27 protein-coding genes and 1 tRNA gene are annotated in these 20,862 nt (G+C 59.3%); 17 read left to right on the top strand and 11 right to left on the bottom strand.

All coding sequences use genetic code 11. The annotated features are described in order from the left end of the window. The first annotated feature begins 43 nt into the window (after positions 1-43). Entirely contained in the window at positions 44-490 is a 447-nt protein-coding gene (locus IGW03_RS03170; protein ID WP_194721033.1) for an Lrp/AsnC family transcriptional regulator, read from the top strand. A 76-nt stretch (positions 491-566) separates the two neighbouring features. Further along, on the top strand, positions 567-905 hold the full coding sequence (locus IGW03_RS03165; protein ID WP_194721032.1) for a hypothetical protein: 339 nt from the start codon (positions 567-569) through the stop codon (positions 903-905). Between the two features lie 12 nt (positions 906-917). On the opposite strand, the gene IGW03_RS03160 is transcribed toward IGW03_RS03165, so the two are convergent. After that, positions 918-1,943 carry a serine/threonine protein kinase gene (locus tag IGW03_RS03160; protein ID WP_228534925.1) on the bottom strand — a complete coding sequence of 342 codons (1,026 nt, stop codon included), beginning with the start codon at positions 1,941-1,943 and terminating at the stop codon, positions 918-920. A gap of 126 nt (positions 1,944-2,069) precedes the next feature. Between IGW03_RS03160 and IGW03_RS03155 the strand changes: the two genes are divergently transcribed. After that, the gene (locus tag IGW03_RS03155; RefSeq protein ID WP_194721031.1) at positions 2,070-2,765 is read left to right on the top strand and encodes a UPF0149 family protein; all 696 of its coding nucleotides are present in this window, start codon (positions 2,070-2,072) and stop codon (positions 2,763-2,765) included. Positions 2,766-3,172: 407 nt separating this feature from the next. On the opposite strand, the gene IGW03_RS03150 is transcribed toward IGW03_RS03155, so the two are convergent. Both IGW03_RS03150 and IGW03_RS03145 read right to left on the bottom strand, forming a co-directional pair. Then, entirely contained in the window at positions 3,173-4,960 is a 1,788-nt protein-coding gene (locus IGW03_RS03150; RefSeq protein WP_194721030.1) for a glycoside hydrolase family 2 protein, read from the bottom strand. 118 nt (positions 4,961-5,078) lie between these two features. Next, positions 5,079-7,298 carry a family 1 glycosylhydrolase gene (locus IGW03_RS03145; protein ID WP_194721029.1) on the bottom strand — a complete coding sequence of 740 codons (2,220 nt, stop codon included), beginning with the start codon at positions 7,296-7,298 and terminating at the stop codon, positions 5,079-5,081. A 122-nt stretch (positions 7,299-7,420) separates the two neighbouring features. Here IGW03_RS03145 and IGW03_RS03140 point away from each other — a divergent pair, with 122 nt between their 5' ends. Then, entirely contained in the window at positions 7,421-7,693 is a 273-nt protein-coding gene (locus tag IGW03_RS03140; RefSeq protein WP_194721028.1) for a hypothetical protein, read from the top strand. Between the two features lie 24 nt (positions 7,694-7,717). On the opposite strand, the gene IGW03_RS03135 is transcribed toward IGW03_RS03140, so the two are convergent. Beyond that, positions 7,718-8,224 carry a glycine zipper 2TM domain-containing protein gene (locus tag IGW03_RS03135; protein WP_194721027.1) on the bottom strand — a complete coding sequence of 169 codons (507 nt, stop codon included), beginning with the start codon at positions 8,222-8,224 and terminating at the stop codon, positions 7,718-7,720. A gap of 210 nt (positions 8,225-8,434) precedes the next feature. Next, positions 8,435-8,641 (bottom strand): hypothetical protein, encoded by a 207-nt coding sequence (locus IGW03_RS03130; RefSeq protein WP_194721026.1) that lies wholly within the window; start codon positions 8,639-8,641, stop codon positions 8,435-8,437. 258 nt (positions 8,642-8,899) lie between these two features. Between IGW03_RS03130 and IGW03_RS03125 the strand changes: the two genes are divergently transcribed. The 7 genes from IGW03_RS03125 (at position 8,900) to IGW03_RS38650 (ending at position 12,986) form a co-directional block, all read left to right on the top strand. After that, complete coding sequence (locus tag IGW03_RS03125) at positions 8,900-9,310, top strand: hypothetical protein (protein WP_194721025.1); 411 nt, start codon at positions 8,900-8,902, stop codon at positions 9,308-9,310. 129 nt (positions 9,311-9,439) lie between these two features. Beyond that, positions 9,440-9,670 (top strand): hypothetical protein, encoded by a 231-nt coding sequence (locus tag IGW03_RS03120; protein ID WP_194721024.1) that lies wholly within the window; start codon positions 9,440-9,442, stop codon positions 9,668-9,670. Positions 9,671-9,821: 151 nt separating this feature from the next. Continuing rightward, positions 9,822-10,076, top strand: a complete 255-nt coding sequence (locus IGW03_RS03115; protein WP_194721023.1) for a DUF1488 family protein — start codon at positions 9,822-9,824, stop codon at positions 10,074-10,076. Positions 10,077-10,388: 312 nt separating this feature from the next. Next, positions 10,389-10,700 (top strand): hypothetical protein, encoded by a 312-nt coding sequence (locus IGW03_RS03110; protein WP_194721022.1) that lies wholly within the window; start codon positions 10,389-10,391, stop codon positions 10,698-10,700. A 528-nt stretch (positions 10,701-11,228) separates the two neighbouring features. After that, positions 11,229-11,369 carry a hypothetical protein gene (locus IGW03_RS03105; RefSeq protein ID WP_194721021.1) on the top strand — a complete coding sequence of 47 codons (141 nt, stop codon included), beginning with the start codon at positions 11,229-11,231 and terminating at the stop codon, positions 11,367-11,369. A 282-nt stretch (positions 11,370-11,651) separates the two neighbouring features. Further along, positions 11,652-12,797 (top strand): mechanosensitive ion channel family protein, encoded by a 1,146-nt coding sequence (locus tag IGW03_RS03100; protein WP_228534923.1) that lies wholly within the window; start codon positions 11,652-11,654, stop codon positions 12,795-12,797. A 66-nt stretch (positions 12,798-12,863) separates the two neighbouring features. Further along, a complete protein-coding gene (locus IGW03_RS38650; RefSeq protein WP_267253462.1) occupies positions 12,864-12,986 on the top strand; it encodes a hypothetical protein in 123 nt (40 codons plus the stop codon). A 281-nt stretch (positions 12,987-13,267) separates the two neighbouring features. On the opposite strand, the gene IGW03_RS03095 is transcribed toward IGW03_RS38650, so the two are convergent. Further along, complete coding sequence (locus IGW03_RS03095; protein WP_194721020.1) at positions 13,268-13,531, bottom strand: hypothetical protein; 264 nt, start codon at positions 13,529-13,531, stop codon at positions 13,268-13,270. 169 nt (positions 13,532-13,700) lie between these two features. Here IGW03_RS03095 and IGW03_RS03090 point away from each other — a divergent pair, with 169 nt between their 5' ends. The 3 genes from IGW03_RS03090 to IGW03_RS39250 all read left to right on the top strand — a co-directional run bounded on the left by IGW03_RS03090 (position 13,701) and on the right by IGW03_RS39250 (position 15,392). Further along, a complete protein-coding gene (locus IGW03_RS03090; RefSeq protein WP_194721019.1) occupies positions 13,701-14,210 on the top strand; it encodes a hypothetical protein in 510 nt (169 codons plus the stop codon). A gap of 290 nt (positions 14,211-14,500) precedes the next feature. After that, positions 14,501-14,737 carry a hypothetical protein gene (locus IGW03_RS03085; RefSeq protein WP_194721018.1) on the top strand — a complete coding sequence of 79 codons (237 nt, stop codon included), beginning with the start codon at positions 14,501-14,503 and terminating at the stop codon, positions 14,735-14,737. A 217-nt stretch (positions 14,738-14,954) separates the two neighbouring features. Continuing rightward, on the top strand, positions 14,955-15,392 hold the full coding sequence (locus IGW03_RS39250) for a J domain-containing protein (RefSeq protein ID WP_194721017.1): 438 nt from the start codon (positions 14,955-14,957) through the stop codon (positions 15,390-15,392). 63 nt (positions 15,393-15,455) lie between these two features. On the opposite strand, the gene IGW03_RS03075 is transcribed toward IGW03_RS39250, so the two are convergent. Then, positions 15,456-15,626, bottom strand: coding sequence for a hypothetical protein (locus IGW03_RS03075; protein ID WP_194721016.1), 171 nt, complete (start codon positions 15,624-15,626; stop codon positions 15,456-15,458). A gap of 298 nt (positions 15,627-15,924) precedes the next feature. Between IGW03_RS03075 and IGW03_RS03070 the strand changes: the two genes are divergently transcribed. Together IGW03_RS03070 and IGW03_RS03065 are read left to right on the top strand one after the other, a co-directional pair. Next, positions 15,925-16,467 carry a surface-adhesin E family protein gene (locus tag IGW03_RS03070; protein ID WP_194721015.1) on the top strand — a complete coding sequence of 181 codons (543 nt, stop codon included), beginning with the start codon at positions 15,925-15,927 and terminating at the stop codon, positions 16,465-16,467. A gap of 165 nt (positions 16,468-16,632) precedes the next feature. Then, positions 16,633-16,824: a hypothetical protein gene (locus IGW03_RS03065; RefSeq protein ID WP_194721014.1), complete on the top strand. Its 192-nt coding sequence runs from the start codon at positions 16,633-16,635 to the stop codon at positions 16,822-16,824. A 142-nt stretch (positions 16,825-16,966) separates the two neighbouring features. Here the strand turns inward: IGW03_RS03065 and IGW03_RS03060 are convergent. Both IGW03_RS03060 and IGW03_RS38645 read right to left on the bottom strand, forming a co-directional pair. Next, a tRNA-Asn gene (locus IGW03_RS03060) sits at positions 16,967-17,042 on the bottom strand. 195 nt (positions 17,043-17,237) lie between these two features. After that, complete coding sequence (locus IGW03_RS38645; protein WP_267253461.1) at positions 17,238-17,372, bottom strand: hypothetical protein; 135 nt, start codon at positions 17,370-17,372, stop codon at positions 17,238-17,240. A 236-nt stretch (positions 17,373-17,608) separates the two neighbouring features. Here IGW03_RS38645 and IGW03_RS03055 point away from each other — a divergent pair, with 236 nt between their 5' ends. Next, positions 17,609-18,517 carry a YihY/virulence factor BrkB family protein gene (locus IGW03_RS03055; protein ID WP_194721013.1) on the top strand — a complete coding sequence of 303 codons (909 nt, stop codon included), beginning with the start codon at positions 17,609-17,611 and terminating at the stop codon, positions 18,515-18,517. 411 nt (positions 18,518-18,928) lie between these two features. On the opposite strand, the gene IGW03_RS03050 is transcribed toward IGW03_RS03055, so the two are convergent. Both IGW03_RS03050 and IGW03_RS03045 read right to left on the bottom strand, forming a co-directional pair. Continuing rightward, positions 18,929-19,411, bottom strand: coding sequence for a hypothetical protein (locus IGW03_RS03050; RefSeq protein WP_194721012.1), 483 nt, complete (start codon positions 19,409-19,411; stop codon positions 18,929-18,931). 264 nt (positions 19,412-19,675) lie between these two features. Beyond that, the gene (locus IGW03_RS03045; RefSeq protein WP_194721011.1) at positions 19,676-20,758 is read right to left on the bottom strand and encodes a hypothetical protein; all 1,083 of its coding nucleotides are present in this window, start codon (positions 20,756-20,758) and stop codon (positions 19,676-19,678) included. Between the last annotated feature and the right edge of the window lie 104 nt (positions 20,759-20,862).

Below are 20,862 nucleotides of genomic sequence, written 5' to 3'. Positions count from 1 at the left end.
ACATAATGACGAAGCAACGAGACAAATCGACCAGGCGACCGACATGAAACCGGTACTCGACGACATCGACAACAAGATTCTTGCGCTGCTGATGGATGACGCGCGCATGCCGGTGGCGACCATTGCGAAAAAGGTCGATATCGCGCGCACCACTGCGATTGCACGCATCGCCGGCCTGGAAAAGCGCGGTGTGATCGCCGGCTACGGAGTGCGCCTGAACCAGGAGCTTTATCAGCCTGCCGTGCGCGCCTACGTCGGCATCGCGGTCGATCCGGGCAAGGCGGCGGCGCTGGTGAAACTGCTGCAGAAGATGCCGGAGGTCGAAACCCTGTGCGCGGTCAGCGGCCCGGTCGATTACATGCTGACGCTACGCTGCCAGTCCACCGGCGAACTCGACCGCCTGCTCGACCAGGTCGGTTCCATCGACGGCGTGCGGCAGACGTCGACCTCCATCATCCTCACCAGGAGAATTGATAGAAGTCCGGTCTGATCGGAACGAAATATTCTAAGCTTCGCTACGCGGCGCCACGGTTAGGCTTCGGCGCGGCGGCTTCAGGGAGAAACCCATGCATACCATTCCGGAATCCAAGAAAAATCATTTGTGGCGCAAGGTGGTCTGGTACACCGATCCCGACGAGCATCCGCTCGGCCCCTACCATTCCGTCGAGGTGTATTGCAGCGAAGAGTCCAACGGTTATGCGGTCTGGTACGTGCGCAAGCTGGCCAGGGATGACAGCCGCGGCGTGCCGGGCGTGGAAAATGCCGACTACTTGCTGAATTACTTCGCCAAGACCGCGCGCGACGATGCGATCGAGCGGGCGGTGCTGATTGCCAACAGCGATCCTTCCATGGACAGGATCATTGAAAACCTCGACAAGCTTGCGGCGGCCGGACAAAAAATCTGAAATTTCTGAAGTTCACAGCGGCCAGAGCGGCGGCTCCTGCATCAGCGCCACCTGCTCGCGCAATTCCAGCACGCGGTCCTGCCAGTAGCGCTGGGTGTTGAACCAGGGGAACGCCGCCGGGAATGCGGGATCGTGCCAGCGGCTGGCCAGCCAGGCAGAGTAGTGAATCAGCCGCAGAGTGCGCAGCGCTTCGATCAGGTGCAGTTCGCGCTCGTTGAATTCGCAGAAATCTTCATAGCCCGCCAGCAGATCGGACAGCTGCCGCACCATGTCCTGCCGTTCGCCCGAGAGCAGCATCCACAGGTCCTGGATCGCCGGCCCGGTCCGGCTGTCGTCGAAATCGACGAAATGCGGGCCGGCATCGGTCCACAGCACATTGCCCACATGGCAGTCGCCGTGCAGGCGCAGCATGGCGACATCGCCGGCCCGCTCATAGCAGCGCTGCACGCCTTCCAGCGCCTGCTTGGCGACGCTGCGGTAGGCTTCCACCAGATCACCCGGAATGAAACCCTGCTCCAGAAGGTAGCGGTACGGCGTTTCTCCGAATGAATCCAGGTCCAGCACCGGCCGATGCGCATAGGACTGCGCGGCGCCGACCGCGTGGATGCGGCCGATGAAGCGGCCCAGCCATTCCAGGGTTTGGCTGTCATCCACTTCCGGCGCGCGGCCGCCATGCCGCGGAAATACTGCGAAACGGAAGCCCGCATGTTCACGCAGCGTGCCTTCGCCCAGCTTCAGGGCCGGCACGGCGGGAATTTCCTGTTCCGCCAGCGCACCGACGAAACGGTGTTCCTCGAGGATCGCCTCGTCGCTCCAGCGGCGCGGGCGGTAGAACTTCACGACCAGCGGCGGCCCCTCTTCCATGCCGACCTGGTAGACGCGGTTTTCGTAGCTGTTGAGCGCGAGCAGGCGGCCGTCGGAATAGAAGCCGCACTCCTCCAGCGCGGCAATCACGATATCGGGAGTCAGGCCGGCGAAGGATTCGGGCTGGAAGGCATGCATGGTCATGGGATAGGGAAACAGTGAACGATGGCACATCGGCGCGCCGGCGCAAGCAGCCAGTATACCGGCCCTGCTTCGAATGTCTGCCCGCCAGCATACCGATGCCAACGCGGGTGCCTCGGGTTACACTGTCGCCTTTCGACGTTCATACCATTCATTTCGATGCATCTCGACGAACCGCTTTCCGACAAGGAATTCCAGGAACTGGATCAGTTCCTTCTCTCCGACCGCTGTGCCGAGGACGGCATGACGATGGACTCGCTTCACGGCTACCTGACCGCGCTGGCCATCGGCCCGGAAGAAGTGCTCATGGCGGAATGGCTGCCCAAGGTCTGGGGCTCGCACGGCGCCAAGGGGCCGGAGTTCAAGAACCAGAAGGAAGCCGAGCGCATCACCGGACTGATCGCCCGCTTCATGAATGAAGTGGCGATGACTTTCGATGTGGCGCCCAAGGAATTCGAACCGCTGTACTGCGAACACGAAGTCGACGGCCGTACGCTGATCGACGGCGAGGCCTGGGCCTGGGGTTTCTGGGAAGGCATCGAGCTGCGCGCCGAGGCCTGGGAGCCGATCTGGTCGTCGGAGGTGGGCGAGTTTGCGGAGAAGATCTACCTGCTGGGCGCGGAAGAGATCGAGGAAGAGGAGATGCAGCTGGTGGATGATCCGGTCAAGCGGCACAAGATGGCGATCGAGGTTGAGGCTGCGATTCCGCATATTCATCGGTATTGGAAGCCGCTTCGGAAGTCTGCGGTGCAGCAGGTGCAGCGGGATGCGCCTAAGGTGGGGAGGAATGATCCTTGTCCTTGCGGGAGCGGGAAGAAGTACAAGAAGTGTTGCGGGGCGGATCAGGGGGAGTGAAGCAAGAAATTCTAGCCGCTTTGCCTACACGGTTGTCTCTCCGCAGAGGCTTGCTTTGCCGGGTCTGGCCCCGGCGAGCCACCTACTTTTTTGCTTCGCCAAAAAAGTAGGCAAAAAAGGCGACACCCCTATCGCCGCCCCTGCGGGGTTCCCAAAAGAGCGGGCGGCAAAGCGGGAAGCGCAGAAACTCGCCTTCGGCTCAGACAGTCTGCGCTTCTTTATCCGCTTTGCCGCCCGCTCTTTTGGCGTCGTTAGAGGGGATTTTCAACAGCCTCTATGCGCAAGCTTGGCCACTCCCCTCTCCCGCAAGCGGGAGAGGGGCCGGGGGTGAGGGGGCGCGCCAAGACCTCATGCGGCATTTTTCTCTGACCTCACCGCCTGTAAAAACGCCGCATCATCCCCTACCCTCAAACCCCATACTGCGCCTTCGCATTCGGCTTGATATTCCGCGTCGCCGCATAGATATCCTCCAGCGGCAGCTTTGGCGACCGATCGGCCCGCAGCAAACCATTCGCCTCCTGGAAGGTATCGGCAAACTGCGTATAGCAGAAGCCGCTGAACATCGGCGTCTCGTTCACTACTTCCAGCAGGCGCCGATAGCTGTTGAAGAATTCCTGGTCGCTGTCGGCCATCGAATAACCCCATACATTCTTGACGCCCGGCTCCGGCACCTTCGCATAGGTGATGCCGCCGAACTCCGTCAGGATGATGGGCTGTCCGCGATGCGGATAGCCGTCGAGCGTCAGGATGCGGCCGCCGGGACGCCGGCGGTCGAACAGTTCCTGCGATGCCGCGGTTGAATAGCGGGCCGCCAGACGCTCAGGGTCGCCGTCGTAATCATGAATGCCAAGCAGGTCGGTCGCCGATGCCTCCCAGCCGTCGTTGCCGATCACCGGGCGCGTGGAATCCAGGGTGCGCGTCAGGTGATACAGCGCCTCGACCGCGTTGCGGTGCGCCTGCATCGATGTCAGATTCGGCACGCCCCACGATTCATTGAACGCTACCCAGACGATGATGCAGGGATGGCTGTAATCGCGGTCGATCACTTCGCTCCACTCCTTCACCATGCGCTGGATCGCCTGCGGCGTGAAGCGGTAGGACGACGGCATCTCTTCCCACACCAGCAGGCCGAGGCGGTCGGCCCAGTACAGGTAGCGCGGGTCTTCGATCTTCTGGTGCTTGCGCACGCCGTTGAAGCCCATCGCCTTGGCGAGTTCCACGTCGCGGCGCAGCGCATCGTCCGACGGCGCCGACAGCAGCGTATCGGGCCAGTAGCCCTGGTCGAGCACCAGCCTCAAATGATAGGGGCGGCCGTTGAGCATGAAGCGGTCGCGGTTGATGTTCACCGAGCGCAGCGCGGTGTAGGACTTGACCTTGTCGATCACCTGGTCCTTGTGCCACAGCGTGACGTCGACATCGAGCAGCGTCGGATGCTCGGGGCTCCACAGCAGTTCATTGCGCGAGTCATCAATGCCCGGGTCCGACAGCGCAATCTTGCGATGCGCCTCGCCGCCGATGACCTTGTAATGATCGTCGGCCAGCATCTTGCTGCCATGCCTGATCTTCACTTCCACCGACAGGTCTTCCTCGAGTTCGCCCGCCACCAAGGCTTCGCAGCCGATTTCGAAGCCTTCGAAATGCGGCGTCCAGCGCAGCTTGCGGATATAGGTGTGCGGCACCCTTTCCAGCCAGACCGCCTGCCAGATGCCGGTGGTGCGGGGGTACCAGATGGAATGCGGTTCGAGCTGCCAGTCCTGCTTGCCGCGCGGCTTGCCCAGATCCTGCGGATCGTCTTCCACATGGACGGTCACCACATGGCGGCTCTGCTCGCCCAGCGCATTGGTGATGTCCGCATAGAAAGAGCTGTGCCCGCCTTCATGCTCGGTCACGCGGTGGCCGTTCACCCAGACCGTCGCGTGGTAGTCGACCGCGCCGAAGTGCAGGAGAACGCGGCCGCCTTCCGGCGTGATGTCGAATTCGCGCTGATACCAGCAGCCGCGGTGGAAGCCGCGATCACCCACGCCGCTGGCCTCCGATTCCGGCGGGAAAGGCACCTTGATCTCATGCGTCCACTGGATGGCATCCGATGGATGTTCGTATTTTCTCTCGTTGTCGAATGTAAATTTCCACTGGCCGTTCAGCGATTGCCAATGCTCTCGCACCAGCTGCGGGCGCGGGTATGCAGTATCAGACATTCTTTTTCCTTTAATTGATCGGCGTTACCCCGCTTGGAGTAAATCCGAACGAGGCTGTTCCCCGAAATGCCCTGCCGACACTGCCCCGCGCTGCCGCAGCTGGCGCACCTGCTCTGCCTCAGGCGGCTTCCCTATCCTCGGGTCCGTCATTCCATGCCATGGTGTTCTCATGCATGTAGCGCTCGATGGCGCTGGTGAAGCTGGGCAAGATCAGTCCGCGCTCGCTGGTCAGCGCGGTGATGCCGCGCCCGCTGTCGTCGATCTTTACCAGCGACGACGCATCGATGCCGGCCTGGCGTGCAACACGCTCGGCGAACTCGTACCACGACACCATGCCCTGGTTGGCGAGATGCCAGATGCCGCCGGCACGGTCGATCAGCAGGTCGATCGTGGCATTGGCGAGGTCGGGCACATAAGTGGGCGAGACATGCAGGGCGTCGCTCGCATGCACGGTTCTTCCCGCGGACAGGTCGCGCAGTACCGCATACACGAAGTTGTAGCGGTCCCACGGTCCGAAGAAGGCGCTGGTGCGCACCACCAGCGCGTCTGGAAACGCTTCCAGCACCCGCTTCTCGGCTTCGGCCTTGCTGCTGCCGTAGACGCACAGCGGCGACACCGCGTCGCTCTCGACATAGGCGCGGCCGAGGCTGCCGTCGAAGACCAGGTCGGATGAAAAGGTCACGTAGGGAATGCCGAGATGGGCACAGGCGCGCGCCAGCATTTCCGCGCCGGCCGAGTTTTCGCGGAAGCAGCGGTCGGATTCCCGCGCCGCATCCGCTACCCTGACATAGCCGGCGGCATTGACGACGGCCCAGGGACGGTGACGGCTCAAGGCCGCCTCCACGGAAGCCTGGTCGGCGATGTCCATTTCGTCGCGCGTCAGCAGATCGTGCGCCATGCCGCGCTGCTCGCAGACCCGGGCCAGTGCCCGCCCCAGCGTGCCCCTGCCGCCGGTGATCACCAGCTTGCGCGGCGACTCGACCAGCGCGGGCATGACGATGGGCTTGGTGGGCGGCGTGAAGAAGCGGTCGGGACGATGCCACCAGCCATGCCCGTCGAGCACCGGATGGTCGAAGCGGCCTTCGCCGGCCAGCCCCTCGACCGCCTTGGCCAGCGCGGTCGGCCGGATGGTGCCGCCGCGCACATCGAACACGCCGCTCTCATAGAAGCCGTGCTCCTGGGTGAGCAGCGTGTTCCAGTCGACGCAGCCGAACAGCGACCATACCGTCAGCGCGCGGATGTCGGCGCCCTCTGCGCGCAGGTTCTGCGCAGCCTGCCACATCTGGTTCAGCCAGCGCAGCTGATCGTCGCGGGTGCCGCCGAGGTGGGCTTCGGTAATGGCCATCGGCAGCCGGTAGCGCTCCCAAACTTCGCGCAGGCGCGCCTCCGGGCCCAGCAGGCCATGCGCGTGGGGCACGCGCGTCGCATGCACGTCGACGTAAGGCACTTCGCTGGTATGAAACACAGACGGATAGTCGCGCGCTCGATTGTCGAGGAAGCGCTCGCTCGTCACGTAGTGGTTGATGCCGATGATGTCCGGAACGCAGGGCTCGTCGATGAACACGGCGAGCTTTTCCTTGCCGATGCCGGCATCGAGGAAGCCCTGATACCAGGCATGTCCCGGCACGATACGTCCGCACAGCAGATCGAACGACAGCCAGCGCCTTTCGTTTTCATAATCGGCCTGGTGCTGCAGGCGCGGCAGGCTGAAGGTCTTGCCCATGTCCTCGGTCTGCACCAGCTTGGCATCCGGAATGACGCGCCGGATGGCGCGCATGGAAAGCAGTACGCCGAGGCATTCATAGTACAGGGCCTTGAGCATGGTCTCCTGACTGCGTCCATGCGGAAACCAGTGACCGTAAAGCCCGGAGAAGCGCGCGGTCGTCAGCGGCTCGTTGACCGGAGTGAACAGCTTGACCCATGGATAGCGCCGTGCGACACGCTCGGCATGCACGGCAAGCATTTCGGGGAATTTCGGATCGATCAGGCTGGTGTAGTGCGGACCGCTGCCATGGTGCACCAGGCCCGCAATCGGCGCGATGCCGAGCCGGCGCATGCGCTCCATTCTTTCATCATGCCAAGACCAGTCGCACTCGTCGGGATGCTCGGGAGAAATGGTCTCCCACAGCACGGGGTAACGCAGGGTGCGTATGCCCAGTTTTGCAATGGCATCGAGATCATCGGGACGCCGGGAATGCCCGGTTTCTTCGCTCTGGTTGCGGAATTTGTCCTGAATGCGCACGATCGTGCATTCGATGCCGCCCCATACTTCGAGGGGCGTGAGGGAAGGCTGTTCAGGAAGAGTGGAAGAATTGCTGCTCGTAGTAGATGAAGTCATCGCTGGAAGTCGTGGAAGAGAAATCGGTGACATGATCCGGTCCCGCCTGCAAGGCGTTGTGACAACGGTCAAAGTCACGAAGGGCTGTGCCCCTTCGCGCGGAACGGATCAATCTCGAATGAATGATGGAAACGCAATGGGAACGCCTATCCATCAGGCTTTTAGGCGACGTCGTAGCGTCTTATCGGTTGACTTACTACCGTGACCGGGCAACAAAAGAAAATGTTCCCTTTATATTTCGACAAGGAGCGCCGATTGACGGATTTCTTGATCTTCGCCTAGCCGTCCGGCTGCAGGGCGGGCCAAGTGAGCGGTTTGATTGCGGATGGAAAAATGCCGCCTTCCCGATGGAAAAGCGGCATTCCCGGCAGGCTGCCGGGTTGAGGGAGCAATGACGATGCGGCGAAGCCGAGAGCAGCTTACGGACGCGGCATCACGGAAACGCGCACGCGCATGCGCTCGCCCGGATCGTAGGGCATGACGCTGGTATAGGTATGACCGTGGTATTCATAAGTGACCGCATAGCCGTTGGTGCGGGTCTGCCAATTGTCGATCGTGCGGCACTGGCGCACCGGCTGCTGCTCGACCACTGCGCCGGCATTGCTGTTTTCCATCCGGTCGCCGACGATGGCGCCGGCGATCGCGCCGGCCGCCGTGGCCACGGTGCGGCCGTTGCCGCCGCCCACCTGGTTGCCGAGAATGCCGCCGGCGAGCCCGCCGACAATGGACCCGCCGACGCCGCGCTGCTGCTGGCGCTGCACCGGCACATACTCGGTCCGGCATTCCTGCTGGGGATAATTGACCTGCTCCAGCTGGGGCGCCACGCTGACAACCCGGGCAAAGTCATCGAAATCGGCCGCCTGCACCGCAGGCACGGCGGTGACGGCAACTAAGGCGAGGAAAACGGGGATGCGAAATGCGGACATGGATTGCCTCCAAACAAGACGACGTCAGATATTACGTCGTTCAACGCTTGAAGCAAATAAATGTCATACAGACATATGTATCGGCGTGTATCAGGAGCAACATGCGCGGATTTCCAGTTTCCGCACCTGCCTGCGCGCCACGCCTTTACTCCGGATAGATGGCAAACAAGGCCTCGCCGGGCACTGGCAGCGCCCGCCGGTAACCGGCATTCAAGGGGAAGGATTGCTGAACACTTCTTCTTCGACGCGGTAATCGTCGGCGCAGGTCTTGCTGCAGAAGCGCCGGACATTGTCCAGCGGCTGATTGCAATACCAGCACGCTCCCTTGGGCTTGAGCGCCGCCATCGCGGTTCTCCCGACAACCTCGATCCGACCGGGAGGGTCGCCCTGTTCCTCGTTGTGGTTCGCATCATGCATGATTCCGCCGCCCTTCTTCTTACAACGGTTGCCGTGGTGCCAATCTCGATCCAGTATAGCCTTATCGGAAAAGCGTGCTCGCACTGCTTTAAAATTTCTTTTTCACTCCCTCCGCCGGCAACAGGTCGCCGCAATGCGCCCTCGCTGCGGCATGAAAAACTCGATGTTTCCCTGATGAACTTTTGGCGAGTCATCTGCGTCAAACCGAGCTGTTAAATTTCAGGGGTCAACCCCCGCTAGCGACGCCCGGGAGGTAGTGTGTCAGCCGTACTTGAATCCAATGAAGCAGCATCCCAAGAGAGCCCGGCCCCGGGCACGATTCAGATACGCGAGGGAGACTGGAAGGCTTATCTCCAAAGCATAGGCCAATGCAAGGACAAGAAGACGCTCATCCTTGAGCAGTACGGCAGCATCGCGGCCTACCAGCGCGCCTGCGCCCTCGCCTATCTCGGCCGCCGCGCGCAGCTTCATGGCGGCGTTTGCAGCAACCGCCATCCGCATATCATGACCCCGCAGTTCATCGCCGATCTGGAATCAAGCAACCGCGCCGCGCGCTATGCGCGCTATCCATGGCTGCGCACCCTGATGAATCTGCTTGCCGAAATCGAACTGATTCAGGACCAGATTTCGACCACCAATGTCATCACGCTGGTGCCGGCGGCAAGATAATCGGGATCCTGCCGAACGACGCCATCGCCGGGACGATGCCCGGTGCCGTGAACGGAATGAGGAATCCCGTGCCCAATCCGGTATCGGCGCCAGAGGCGCCTGACTAGCGAGATCGTTGGACAACACGACATGGAGCTGCAGGTTGAAAGCACACCGGGACTGCACGGCGACATCGAGCCGCGCGCCTTCCTGCTGGGCTCGCGCAGAGTGGACGTCATCGATATCCTGGACCGCTGGCTCGCCCTCGAACACAGCTATTTCAAAGTCGCCGCGTCGGACGGCGCAACCTACATCCTCCGCTATGCCGGCGCCTCGCGCGAGTGGCAAATGAAGCTTTACAAGGCCCCGGAGCAGCCCTGAAGTGCAGCGGTTCTGCCTATGCATGCATTGCCTGCGCCATCTCGATGCGGCACATCGCAACCATTGAGTGCTGTCAAGACATTGCCGTTTTGACTCATTACCATCAAGCACATCAATGTTCGACCCTGCAAATTCAACATCGGAGACAAGCATGCACAAAACCATGTCGGAACCGCGCGTAGCCGAAGACGGCGTTACGTTCACAGTGGAAGTCGGCTTCGCTGACCGCGAATGCCTGGTGTCGAAAAACGCGCTTGCGCATTTGCGCCGCATGAAAGGCGGACAGCAGGATTACATGGAAATCTACCGCGCGTTCGAAGACCAGATTCACAGCGTGGCCCGGCGCCTCGTCGTGGCCGGCGTCAGCGGCACGCCGCTGGTATTGGGAGCGGCCTACTTCGTCTGACAAAGTTTGACGAAACAAGAGACACGCTTGCGCGTGTCTCTTGTTTCGTCACTCCTGGCGCTTCCATCATTTCCGCCATCTCCGCATGAGGCGGCGGTGAATGCGCAACAACTCACTGCGCATTCACCGCGGCTTGATGCACGTCGCAAACATGCATCGAGAAGCATTCATCACGCATCACCGCAGCAGCAGTTCAATGAAGGTCCATCGCAGAACTCAGAACTAAGCACCTCTGAGAATTATCAAAAATACATCTGGGCGATTGGTCAGAATAAAACCCAGATTGAACCAAAGACACGGGGATAAATCCACATGAGCCAAGCCAAAGAAACCAACGCGACAGAGCAGTTCCAATACGATCCCAACAATCTGTTGGAGTCCTTGATCGAGAAGCTGAATCTGAAGAATGACGCTGCTCTTTCACGCGCACTGGAAGTCGCCCCGCCGCTGATCAGCAAGATCCGCCATCGCCGTCTGCCTGTCGGTGCATCGCTGCTGATCCGCATGCATGAAGTCTCCGATCTGAGCATCCGCGACCTGCGCCAGCTGATGGGCGATCGCCGCAACAAGTTCAGGATCAGCGACAAGCAGTTCAAGCCGAAGGCAAGCAATCCCGCATCCTGAAGCTGAAGCTGCTTCTGCCGACACCGGCAGCACTTACCCACATCTTCTGTGGTCAACCGTGTGGATAAGGTTGTGCATGACGCCGGAAGTCGTTGATTCGCAACGCAAAAACGCTGCTGCTTCATTGGCTGCGCTGCAGCGGCACCCGTTTCAGGCACACAATGCCGGTCATGCCGGCAGCGAAGCTGCCGCCAGAGGGGGTGTTGCTTCATCGCCCGTGCGATGACGCTGAGCCGCACCCGTCTCATTGGACGAAAAAAAGCCCGCGGACCTTTCGGTAGCGGGCGAATCCAATTCAAGAAGAGTTGGAGGAGACAGGAGCACTATAGCGAAAGCCTCCTTATCAGTCCGCTTTATTTTTCTTATGACTGATATGTCTTCAACTTATATGACTGTCTTCACAGTTCATCTCGCCATTTTCCACATTCCCCCTCTCGGTCATCCTGGCCGTTTCATTGGTCGCTGACTTCGCTCAAATTCGACCGGACGAGGCGGTGTAGCATCTGCCTATTCGCATGGGAGCCCGACATGTCACTGTTAGACGACCACCAGGTACCACCCGATCCAGTCCCGGGCGACGTTCCGACGCCGGACCAGAGCCCGACGCCGGACCAGAATCCGGTTCCCGATCATAATCCGGTTAGCGCTCCGGACAAGCAAAAGGATTGATCCGGCTATTGCGCGCAGCGCCGCAGCGCTCACCTCGGGTGCACAGTCCTGTACTGCGCGCCTTTGTTTCAACCTGTCAGTTTGAAATGCCTGTCGCCTGAACGGCCCTGCCCGCTTGGGTGATCATCCTTGATTCAAGGCGAGCCGCGCCGCTCGACTCGGCCGGCATTGCGCATACCGATTCCACTACCGCCTGCACAACCGCGGCCAGATACCAGCAACGGCAACGGCCTGCGCCCTTCACCTTCGATATTCCCGAACGCTTCACGGCAATAACACTCAATGAACAATGCTTTCTCCAATGGCCTGGAGGCCCTGGCTCTTGCACTGATGCCCTGGTTCCTGCTCGTGACCCAGCTGCCATGGATCAGTCTGGCAGTGCAACTCGTGATCCTGCTTGCGGGCGTGATGCTTGCACATCATTTCGCAACGCATCTGCTGCTGAGGATTACAGCGCCCCTGCCCTATTCGCGACGCCTGGTCCAGTACGGACATCGCGCCGGGGCCGGCGTGCTGTACCTGCTGCTGGCCCAGGTCCTGCTGCGCAATGCAAGCGACAGCCTGGCCAATATCGCATCGGCGCGCCATGCAGGCGCACTCGCACTGATTGCGGCGCTGACCTGGCTGGGGCTGCGCTGCGTGCGCGCCATCGCGCATACGATCATCGAGAACAATCCGGTGGACGCCCCCGACAATCTCCAGGCGCGCCGCATACAGACGCAAACCAAGGTGCTTGCCCGCTCCGTGATGGCCCTGATCGTCCTGATCGGCTCCGGCGCAGCCTTTTCCACGCTGCCGGTGCTGCGCCAGATCGGTACCAGCCTGCTGGCATCGGCCGGCGTTGCTGGATTGGTGGTCGGTTTCGCTGCCAAGCCTGTATTGGGGAATCTGCTGGCAGGGATGCAGATTGCACTGACGCAGCCGATCCGCCTTGAAGATGTCGTCATCGTCCAGAATGAATGGGGACAAGTCGAAGAAATCACCGGCACCTACGTGGTGGTACGGATCTGGGACCAGCGTCGCATGATCGTTCCGCTGCAGTGGTTCATCGAAAACCCCTTCCAGAACTGGACCCGCAACAATTCAGAGATCCTCGGCACGGTCTCCATCTGGGTTGATTACAGGATGCCGGTCGATCTCCTGCGCAAAGAAGCCCAGCGGCTTTGCGCAGCAGCGCCGGAATGGGACAAACGCCTGTGCCTGACTCAGGTGATCGAAGCGGGCGAGCGTGCCGTGCAGTTGAGGATACTGGTCAGTGCCGGAGATGCGGGCCGCGCATGGGATCTGCGCTGCCGCTTGAGGGAAGGATTGATCGATTATGTGCAGCGGCAGCATCCGGAATATCTCCCTAGAGTACGGGCCGAAGTGACTCCGGACATGCCTGGACGCGAAGCCGAGGGGCGTTCTTTCGGCACGCCGCAGACTTGAGATATCGCAAACCTCGGCCAAACCGGAGTTGCTACAGTGCATAACCAACCTGGGAGGAGACACATTATGCAAAACTACTTCGACAACTATCAAACCGCCTTGTCCTTCAACGAGTATCTCGTCAAAACCACCGTCGATTACTGGACGGCGGTCACATTCCCGGCGCTCTACTTCGCAAAATATCTCTAATACTGATCGAAGAAGCGTTGCGCGCCATCCGTGCGCAGCGTCGCCCGGAGTTGCCGGGGCATGAAAAAGGCAGGCATGCGGTCACCTATAGGCCTCGAGCCTGCCTTATTTTTTACCAGCTCGGATTTATACCGTCAAATCAAAGACATACCATCATCGGCCTGCGGTTATCCACAGGCTTGACCACAGCAGGTGTGGGAAAGTCCCCACGCGAGCGCAACGGTCAATGTCGAGACTTCAATCTCGATAACCTAGGTGTGTTTCAGGTTCGGCAGCCCGTATCAGAACACGCCCGCGGTCAGCTTGGACAGGCCTGAACGCCGCACGCCGTTCGTATCTGCGGCCCCCATCCCGCCCGGACTGCCAGGCGCATTCGGCACCGACGCTTTGGCATGATTGCGCTCGCTCTCCAATGCCGCTGTCAGCACCATGCGTATCAGTTCACGGTTGATGGAGACATCCTCGTGCCGCGCATGACGCGGCAGAAGACCCGCTTCGGTCGCCTTCTTCATGGCAGCGTCTATCATTTCCGTCGTTACCTTCATCGCTAAGCTCCTGTGCGGGTGGCGCGGCCGCTGTCGGCAGCGCCATCGCAATGAGTGCCGGCGGCTCCGGCCGAGCATGCCGGAGCGGGAAAGAAAGTCTGCATGAGGATTGTGACTTCATGATGAATCACACCTTGCCTGCCCTGTGCGGTTTTCAACAACAAGCCGGTTGCTGCTGCTTACCGTGCAAAAGCCGTGCCGCGTCAAAATGACGCAAAACCTGCTTGGTTTTAATCAATTTCCGCATATTTTCATGCCATCTCTCCCATATATATGGCTGGGCTTCGTTCGCGGCCGCGTGTCTAATGACGCGACTTCTTCAGTATTGATCGTCCATACAAATCAGGCGAACCAGACCCAGGCAAGAGCAGATATGAAAACGTCGCGGATCATTTGCAGCGAGTGCGAGGCCATTCTTTCCGTGCATGCGGAAGCGTGTCACGCGTGCGGTTATCCGGTTGTAAGCCGCGGTCAGCCCGCCCTGCCCGACGAGAATGAAACCAACGTCGCGCCGCTCAGGGAATACAAGCTGATGCAGTTGGCCGGTATCGCCATGAGCTGCGCCGGATTCGCCGCCGTGCTCGCCGATGCTCTTGTCATTGCCAGCGTCACCGTGACCGTCGGCGTCGGCACCTACATGACAGGCTTGCTGGGCGCCTGGTGGAATTCCGCCGAATAGCCGCTTCTGTCAGCCCAGCCGCCCGATCCTCGCGCACACGAACCAAGACCTGCAGGTCCGCTGCCCACATATTCCGTTGGCCCTGACCCGACACCATCAGTGAGGATGACGCGAGCCGACAAGCGTCCTGCGAGTCTTCGGAACAGCGCGATTTCACATGACGGGATCTCTCGATGCTGGAAACAGGCAGATCGTGCCCTGCACGAACCCGTTGCCCTGCATGACCGTCGTCAAGAGTGTCCGGTCCGCCCCTGCTACGATGAGAGCCGGCATATATCCATGGAGCGACGATGCAGATAGAAACAATCGGCAAGTATCAGCTGCACCTGCTGGCGCACGAATTGCCGGGAGGCCGGACCTGGGACCCTTTCGTCACCATTCTCAAGTTCGACGATGCCGCCGGCGATTTCCGCTGCGTGCTGGAGAAGCACCGCGCATCGGAGACGCCTGCGCCGACCTATGAGGAAGCAATAGAGGCGGCAAGACGCGCCGGCACGGCATGGCTGCAGCGCGAACATCGCCAATGATGCCAATGATGATTGCGGGTCTGTCGGCTTCAAATTCGGTGCTCGTCTGCGCAGATAGATGAGGATCTGTCAGGCGACTTGATAAAATGCAATGAAGCCTCTGTGCGGTGCAATACCATGCTAGACATGTCCGGCAAAGTTGCTAAACAATGCCATGCCGCACTCGAGTATTCTTGTATTCGACTCTATTGTATAAACCTTTTTCGGATTGCCTAGGATGGCACAGATCCACACGCACTATGACAACCTGAAAGTCGCTCGCAATGCGCCGCCCGAGGTAATTCGCGCTGCGTACAAGACGCTTTCGCAAAAATACCATCCTGACCGAAACAGCGAGAATCCGGATGCGATCCGTGTCATCCAGATCATCAATTCCGCTTATGCCGTCCTGTCCGATCCCGCAAAGCGGCGCGAGCATGACGAATGGATCGCCCGCATGGAGTCGCAGGACTCCCAGAGCGGCAGCCGCATCGACAATGTGGATTTCGCAATCCGGCGCAGCAGCCGCGGGCGCTCACGGCATCGTCGCCATCGCTCATCTTCGCTTGAAGCTTTCCTGGAAAGGCACCAGCATTCCAGCCCCTTCCTGAAGACGCTGCAAAAAGCATGGCTGGCATTCGACCAGTTATCGCGCAAATTATTCAGAAAGACCTGAACCTCGCGGCAAACAGCGGCGTGTTCGGCCACGGCAGTGCCATGGCCTGATACCGCACAGGCCCTATTCGGTATCGATGCCGCGCTCCGAGCGCTCCACACGCGCAAGCAAGGCCGCAATCGATGCGGTGTTGACGAGCCGGGCATCCGCATCGTCCAGCTCCCGCCCGTTCTGCATCTCATGGATCGCGGACAGCAGCTCGAGCACCAGACCATAGTGACAGGCGGCTTCCACGAGTATCTCAAGTTGTCGGGCAGTATGTTCGGCGGCGGGCATTTCAAACCTCAATCGTCGTCGGATTCAACAGTATTGAGCTTCGTACGGAATTTTTCATGGAAGTTCCGGCCAATTTACAATCACACGTGTCGTTCGGAAATTAAAATAGGCGGCATTGCAGGGGCAAAATAAAAGCCGGCTTGTGGCCGGCTCGCAGATTCCCTTGTATGGGATTGGGGATGGACAATACTACACGATGTATATCACGGCTGCCAGTACGTCAGGTCAGGCATGCAGCGGCCCATCTTGAACGACAATGATCAATACCTTCGCATTCACTCGCCTCAGCGCGGCATCCTCCGTCCTTTGCGCTCTGTTCGGCCTGGCAGCGATCGTGCTGTCGCAGACAGTCGCGGCAGCGCCCCAAACTCCGCCCCTCAGCATGGACGAGCTATACGCGCAGGGCCAGCGCGACTTGCCGTCAAGCTGGCGCGGCGTCGGCAAGTCCCACGATGCAGCCGTCTTCATGCACCAGGATCGGCGCCGTGAAAGCGATGGCCGCATCGCGGTATGGCTGCACCGGGAGCTGATGGCCCAGGAATATTTTGAAAAGGAAAAGCCCTACCTCTCGCTTCGGGAACGCCTGCTTGCAGACTGCAAGGCCGGCCGCCTCGGCATCACGGACGTGACCTATTACGGCGAGCGATTTGCCAAAGGCGCGGTAGCCGGCACTTCGAAGTACGCAGCGCCCGAAATGAAGGACCCGGTGCCGGATTCGATCGATGACCAGATACTTCGCAATCTCTGCCCTGCCAAGGCACGCCAGGCACCGGCCCAACGGCAAAAGGCACCGCAATAGCAGCAAATGGCGGGGCCGCGCTGCGGCAACGGCTATTCATCACGCAATCGGGTCCACTGCTGAGGTAGCTGAATACATTGCCTTAAGTTTGCTCAAGGTGCCACTGCTGGTGGCCGCCAATATAGAGGCTGGCATGTGCAATGCAATCGGGAGTGCGAAGGGTAAATGATGAAAGAAGGATCGACAGTACTTCTCTTCAAGGTGATGTGCGTGATCATGTACATCTACGCGGCAGCGGCCGTCATGTCCTGCTTTCCGCGGCTGGAGTGGGTCGGCGGCAAAAAAATGAAATGGCATCCGAATGCTTCGCAGTCCGGACATTCATCGGATGACTCCACGCCGTCAAGACAGGCATAGCTGAAACAGCGTCAAAACGCGACAGGAACAGCGAGAAGCCATTCGGGTTGAACATCGAAGGGAAGAAACGTGCGGGATGATCTGCCTTGGATGCCCGCTCATTCAGGAAGAATGGCGACTATCAGATCTTGCTGGGTGACTCTGGCTCCCCGACCTGGACTCGAACCAGGGACCTGCGGATTAACAGTCCGTCGCTCTACCGACTGAGCTATCAGGGAACAGAGGCCGCATTATATCGACAGCCCAGCCGGAATGTCAAAAATTTGTTCGTCCGGCAATCTGCAGCTTTCTGATAGCGCGACGATGCGAAGCCTATTCCATCTGCGTCTGGAGACTGCAGTAACGGCAAAGGGCAAACGCGGAGACAGATATCGGGATTTCGGCTCCGCGCCTCCACGCCCGTTCAAGGATATTCAGCGAAACTTTTTCACCGCCAGCACCAGCAGAGCGATCGATGCGGACACGCCGATCGCGGCGCTGCGCACTGTCGCAAGATTCAAGGGGGTGCGGGATTTCAAACGGATACGGTTGTGCAGCGACTTGCCCATGCGGTCTCTCCAATGAACACACTCGATATGCGTATTATAAAAAGCCCTTCATGACCCGGATGTGACACACAGTACGCACTATTGAAGTACAGCAAATCTATGTTGTTTCTTTCACCGGCAACAACACTTCATTGCTTCCGTTCCCTTGTCCTTCACTGCCTGCACTTGCGCCGCCACAAGCCGGACATCCCTTCAACCGGCGTAGCATAGTCGCCACCTATCCCACCAGGCATGTCATGCAGATTAACGACCGCAAAGTCCTGTTCATGATCGAGCGCCCGGGCACCTTTGCATTAAGGGCGCTCAAGGGCTTCCGCGCCAATCAGGGCCTGCTGCTGGCCGGCGCGGTTGCCTATTACGCCCTGCTCTCCATCGTGCCGCTGTTGATCATCACCGTCATCGCGCTCTCGCACTTCATTGACCAGGGAGAGCTGCTGGAAACGATAGGCCGCTATCTTGAATGGCTGATCCCCGGTCAATCGAAGGCAGTCATCAACGAGCTCGCCAATTTTCTCGGGCACCGCGAGGTCATCAGCTGGCTGCTCGGCGCCACGATGATCTTTTTCAGTTCGCTGGCCTTCACTGTTCTCGAAAATGCGATGTCGGTCATTTTCTTTCATCGCGTCGCGATACGCCGGCGGCACTTCCTTGTCTCCGCCTTGCTGCCCTACTGCTACATCCTCTTCCTGGGCTTTGGCCTCCTGCTCGTGACGCTGGTGGCCGGCAGCCTGCAAACCATCGGACAGGAATACGTGGACCTGTTCGGGTATTCATGGTCGCTGAGCGGCCTGTCGGGCGTGCTGCTCTACCTGCTCGGCTTTGCCGGCGAAGTGCTCCTGCTGACGTCGGTCTACATGGTGATGCCGGTCGGCCGCCTGTCATGGCGGCATGCGCTTCTCGGCGGCGTCACGGCCGCGCTGCTATGGGAACTGACGCGCCATATCCTGGTGTGGTATTTCGCGACGCTATCGCAGGTAAACGTCGTCTATGGATCGATGACCACTGCCATCATCGTTCTGCTGAGCCTGGAGATCGCCGCGACGCTGCTGCTGTTCGGCGCGCAGGTGATTGCGGAATACGAGCGCATCGAAGACACGAAGCCGCAGGAGGATGCGGAGTTTCATACCGAAGAATTCAAAGAATAGACAGCGGCATCAAGGGCCTGCATTCGGCTTCGGCGATAGGGGAGTCTGCAAGGGATGAACAGCGGGAGAGGCTGGAAAGACCGGGAGGGAGAACATGCCTTTCACTCCAGTGGGGAGGAAGGGCATGTTCGGCTACCATCATGCATATCGGTTGCATGTACAGCAGATGAATGAATGATACTTCGCCTATGACATTGCGCCATGATGGCCGTCAAAGAACAGGTTGCCGATTTGGCGAGCCACATGACGCGCCGGCGAAAGCAGGCATGTACACACACGCACATGCCTGTTCATCACTGCGGCAATAGCCAAATTTGATTGCAGGACTTTTCAAAGGCGCTTCCAAATGCGCGAGACTGCGATCACGCACATCATCGAATGAACGCGCTCATCGATAAGCTTTCACCTGTTTTACTGCTTGCTGCTTTGGCCCTTGCCCGCTTGATTGCTGTCTTTCGCATTGCTCGTTTTTCCAGCACCCGATGCAGCTTGGCCTTGGCCTCCTGCATTGCCGCCTGAGCTATCAGCCGACGACGATGCCGTCGAAGAGGTCTTTTCATCGATGCAGGAAGTGCTGACGCTGGGCGCCCTGTTCTGCGCAAGAGACGGCCCGTTCGGCCGCGCCGTTCCTGAGTCGGCGTTGCCGTTGCTGCCGGGACGCATGGTCAATTCCGGGCATGTCACTGCAGCGCCCGAAGCCGATGTGCCGGGTGTGCGCGAACCGCCGGTCGAACCGGCCGTGCCCGACGCGGGACTGCCCAGTCCAGGCGTCACTTCACCTGCATTGGGATGACCGGATTCGGGGCTGCGGGTAGTCTGGTTGGCGTCGGCATGCACTGCGCCGGAGACGGCGAGCAAGGCGCTGAGCAACATGGATGCAGTCAATGTTTTCATGAGGAAGCTCCGTCAATGGGATGCGATCGCTTTTTAGCAGCAAAACATGTGCCATTTGCTTGCAAGAATGGCGTGACTTGATGGACTGCCTTGAATTCTTGTTCCGGTACCCATCAGATGTACGATTTCATGTGGCGATCCTCGCAGTAGCTGACACTTCGCCCTATCCCGGCCAGCGCCTGCCTGGATGAAATACTTTCCAATCACTTGCAAGAATGAAGGAGCAACTGCAGGAATCCGAGCCGCAACAAGCGAGAGTTTGGATCAGATCTCCGGCACAGGGTTGGTACCGGAAATGAGCTTGTACTGTTTGCCGTCGAATCGGTAGCGCGCAGTTTCCTTGATGCTGGCTTTTAAATGTTCCGTGGCCGTCCCGCCCTTGCCTTCCGTAATCGTGTATTTCTTTCCGGCGAAATCAACAAGGATATCGCGGTAGGCATTTGGCTGGCTGCTGTCAACGAAGCGCAAGGTGCCCGTAACTTCCCAGCATTCGTCTGCTTGCTCAGTACATGCGCCACTGTTGCTTGAGTGGTTCCTGAAACTTCCCAGACTTACCACGCCGTCTGCGAGGTCGAACACTTCCGCCATGGTCGCCGTATAACCTTGCCATGTCCCACCGGACGATACGACGAATCCTTGCTTTTCGGGTGCAAGCGTGACCCATTCGACATTACCGATATTGCCATTCGAGCCCATCGCGCCTATGTTTTCCCGACGCTCCAGAACTTTCCAGATTCCATCTGACCGCTGCAGGAAATAAACGTTGAGCAAGCCCGGCGATGAATGCCCGAACTGCGCCTGCCCTTCCTCGTCAGCCGGCATTGCATTCGTAATTACGGCGGCACGTCCATCAACTCGCTCAATTGAGGAAACAAACGTCATCAGATACTTTGCCGCTTCACCCGCATCTTGAATCTCAGCCAAAGCATCACCGCTTTCAGGCCGATAAGCATTTTGAAAAATGGCTCCCAGCAGTTCGTCCTGTTTCTTTTTCATTCCTTTGGAATTGATGGGCGGTGTCGATGGAGCAGCCGCTGAACCTGCAGATGATTTTTGCTCCAAGCCATGTTCCGCTTGTCGGGTGCAAGCCGCCAAAAAGATCAGCGGTATCAACAAGAGAACGATGCAGAAGAAAGGCAGTACGTCATCATCGTCATGTGCAACAACCACATGCTGACTCAACGATGGGTTCGTTAACCTTGATGTCCGAAGTGCCTCTCGGTCAGCGGCGATACTGCCGGTGACGTAGTCATCATTTAATGCACCGCGAACCGCAGAATTCCAACTATCTGCGTGCAGCGTGGCGATGGTTTGGCTGTCAGATGGGGAGTCGGCACGTAAATTCATTAACGCTGCAGGTTTTGGTTCGTCGCAAGACTATCCCATCACAGCGTTGAATTTTCAACAATAAATTGTATTGAGTGCCGGCCGCCAGAGCAGCTCAGGCTGTA

This window comes from Noviherbaspirillum malthae (assembly GCF_015352985.1).
Lineage (GTDB): Bacteria > Pseudomonadota > Gammaproteobacteria > Burkholderiales > Burkholderiaceae_D > Noviherbaspirillum > Noviherbaspirillum malthae.
The sequence above is the reverse complement of the archived record's forward strand: the minus strand, read 5'-3'. Positions and strand labels throughout refer to the sequence as shown.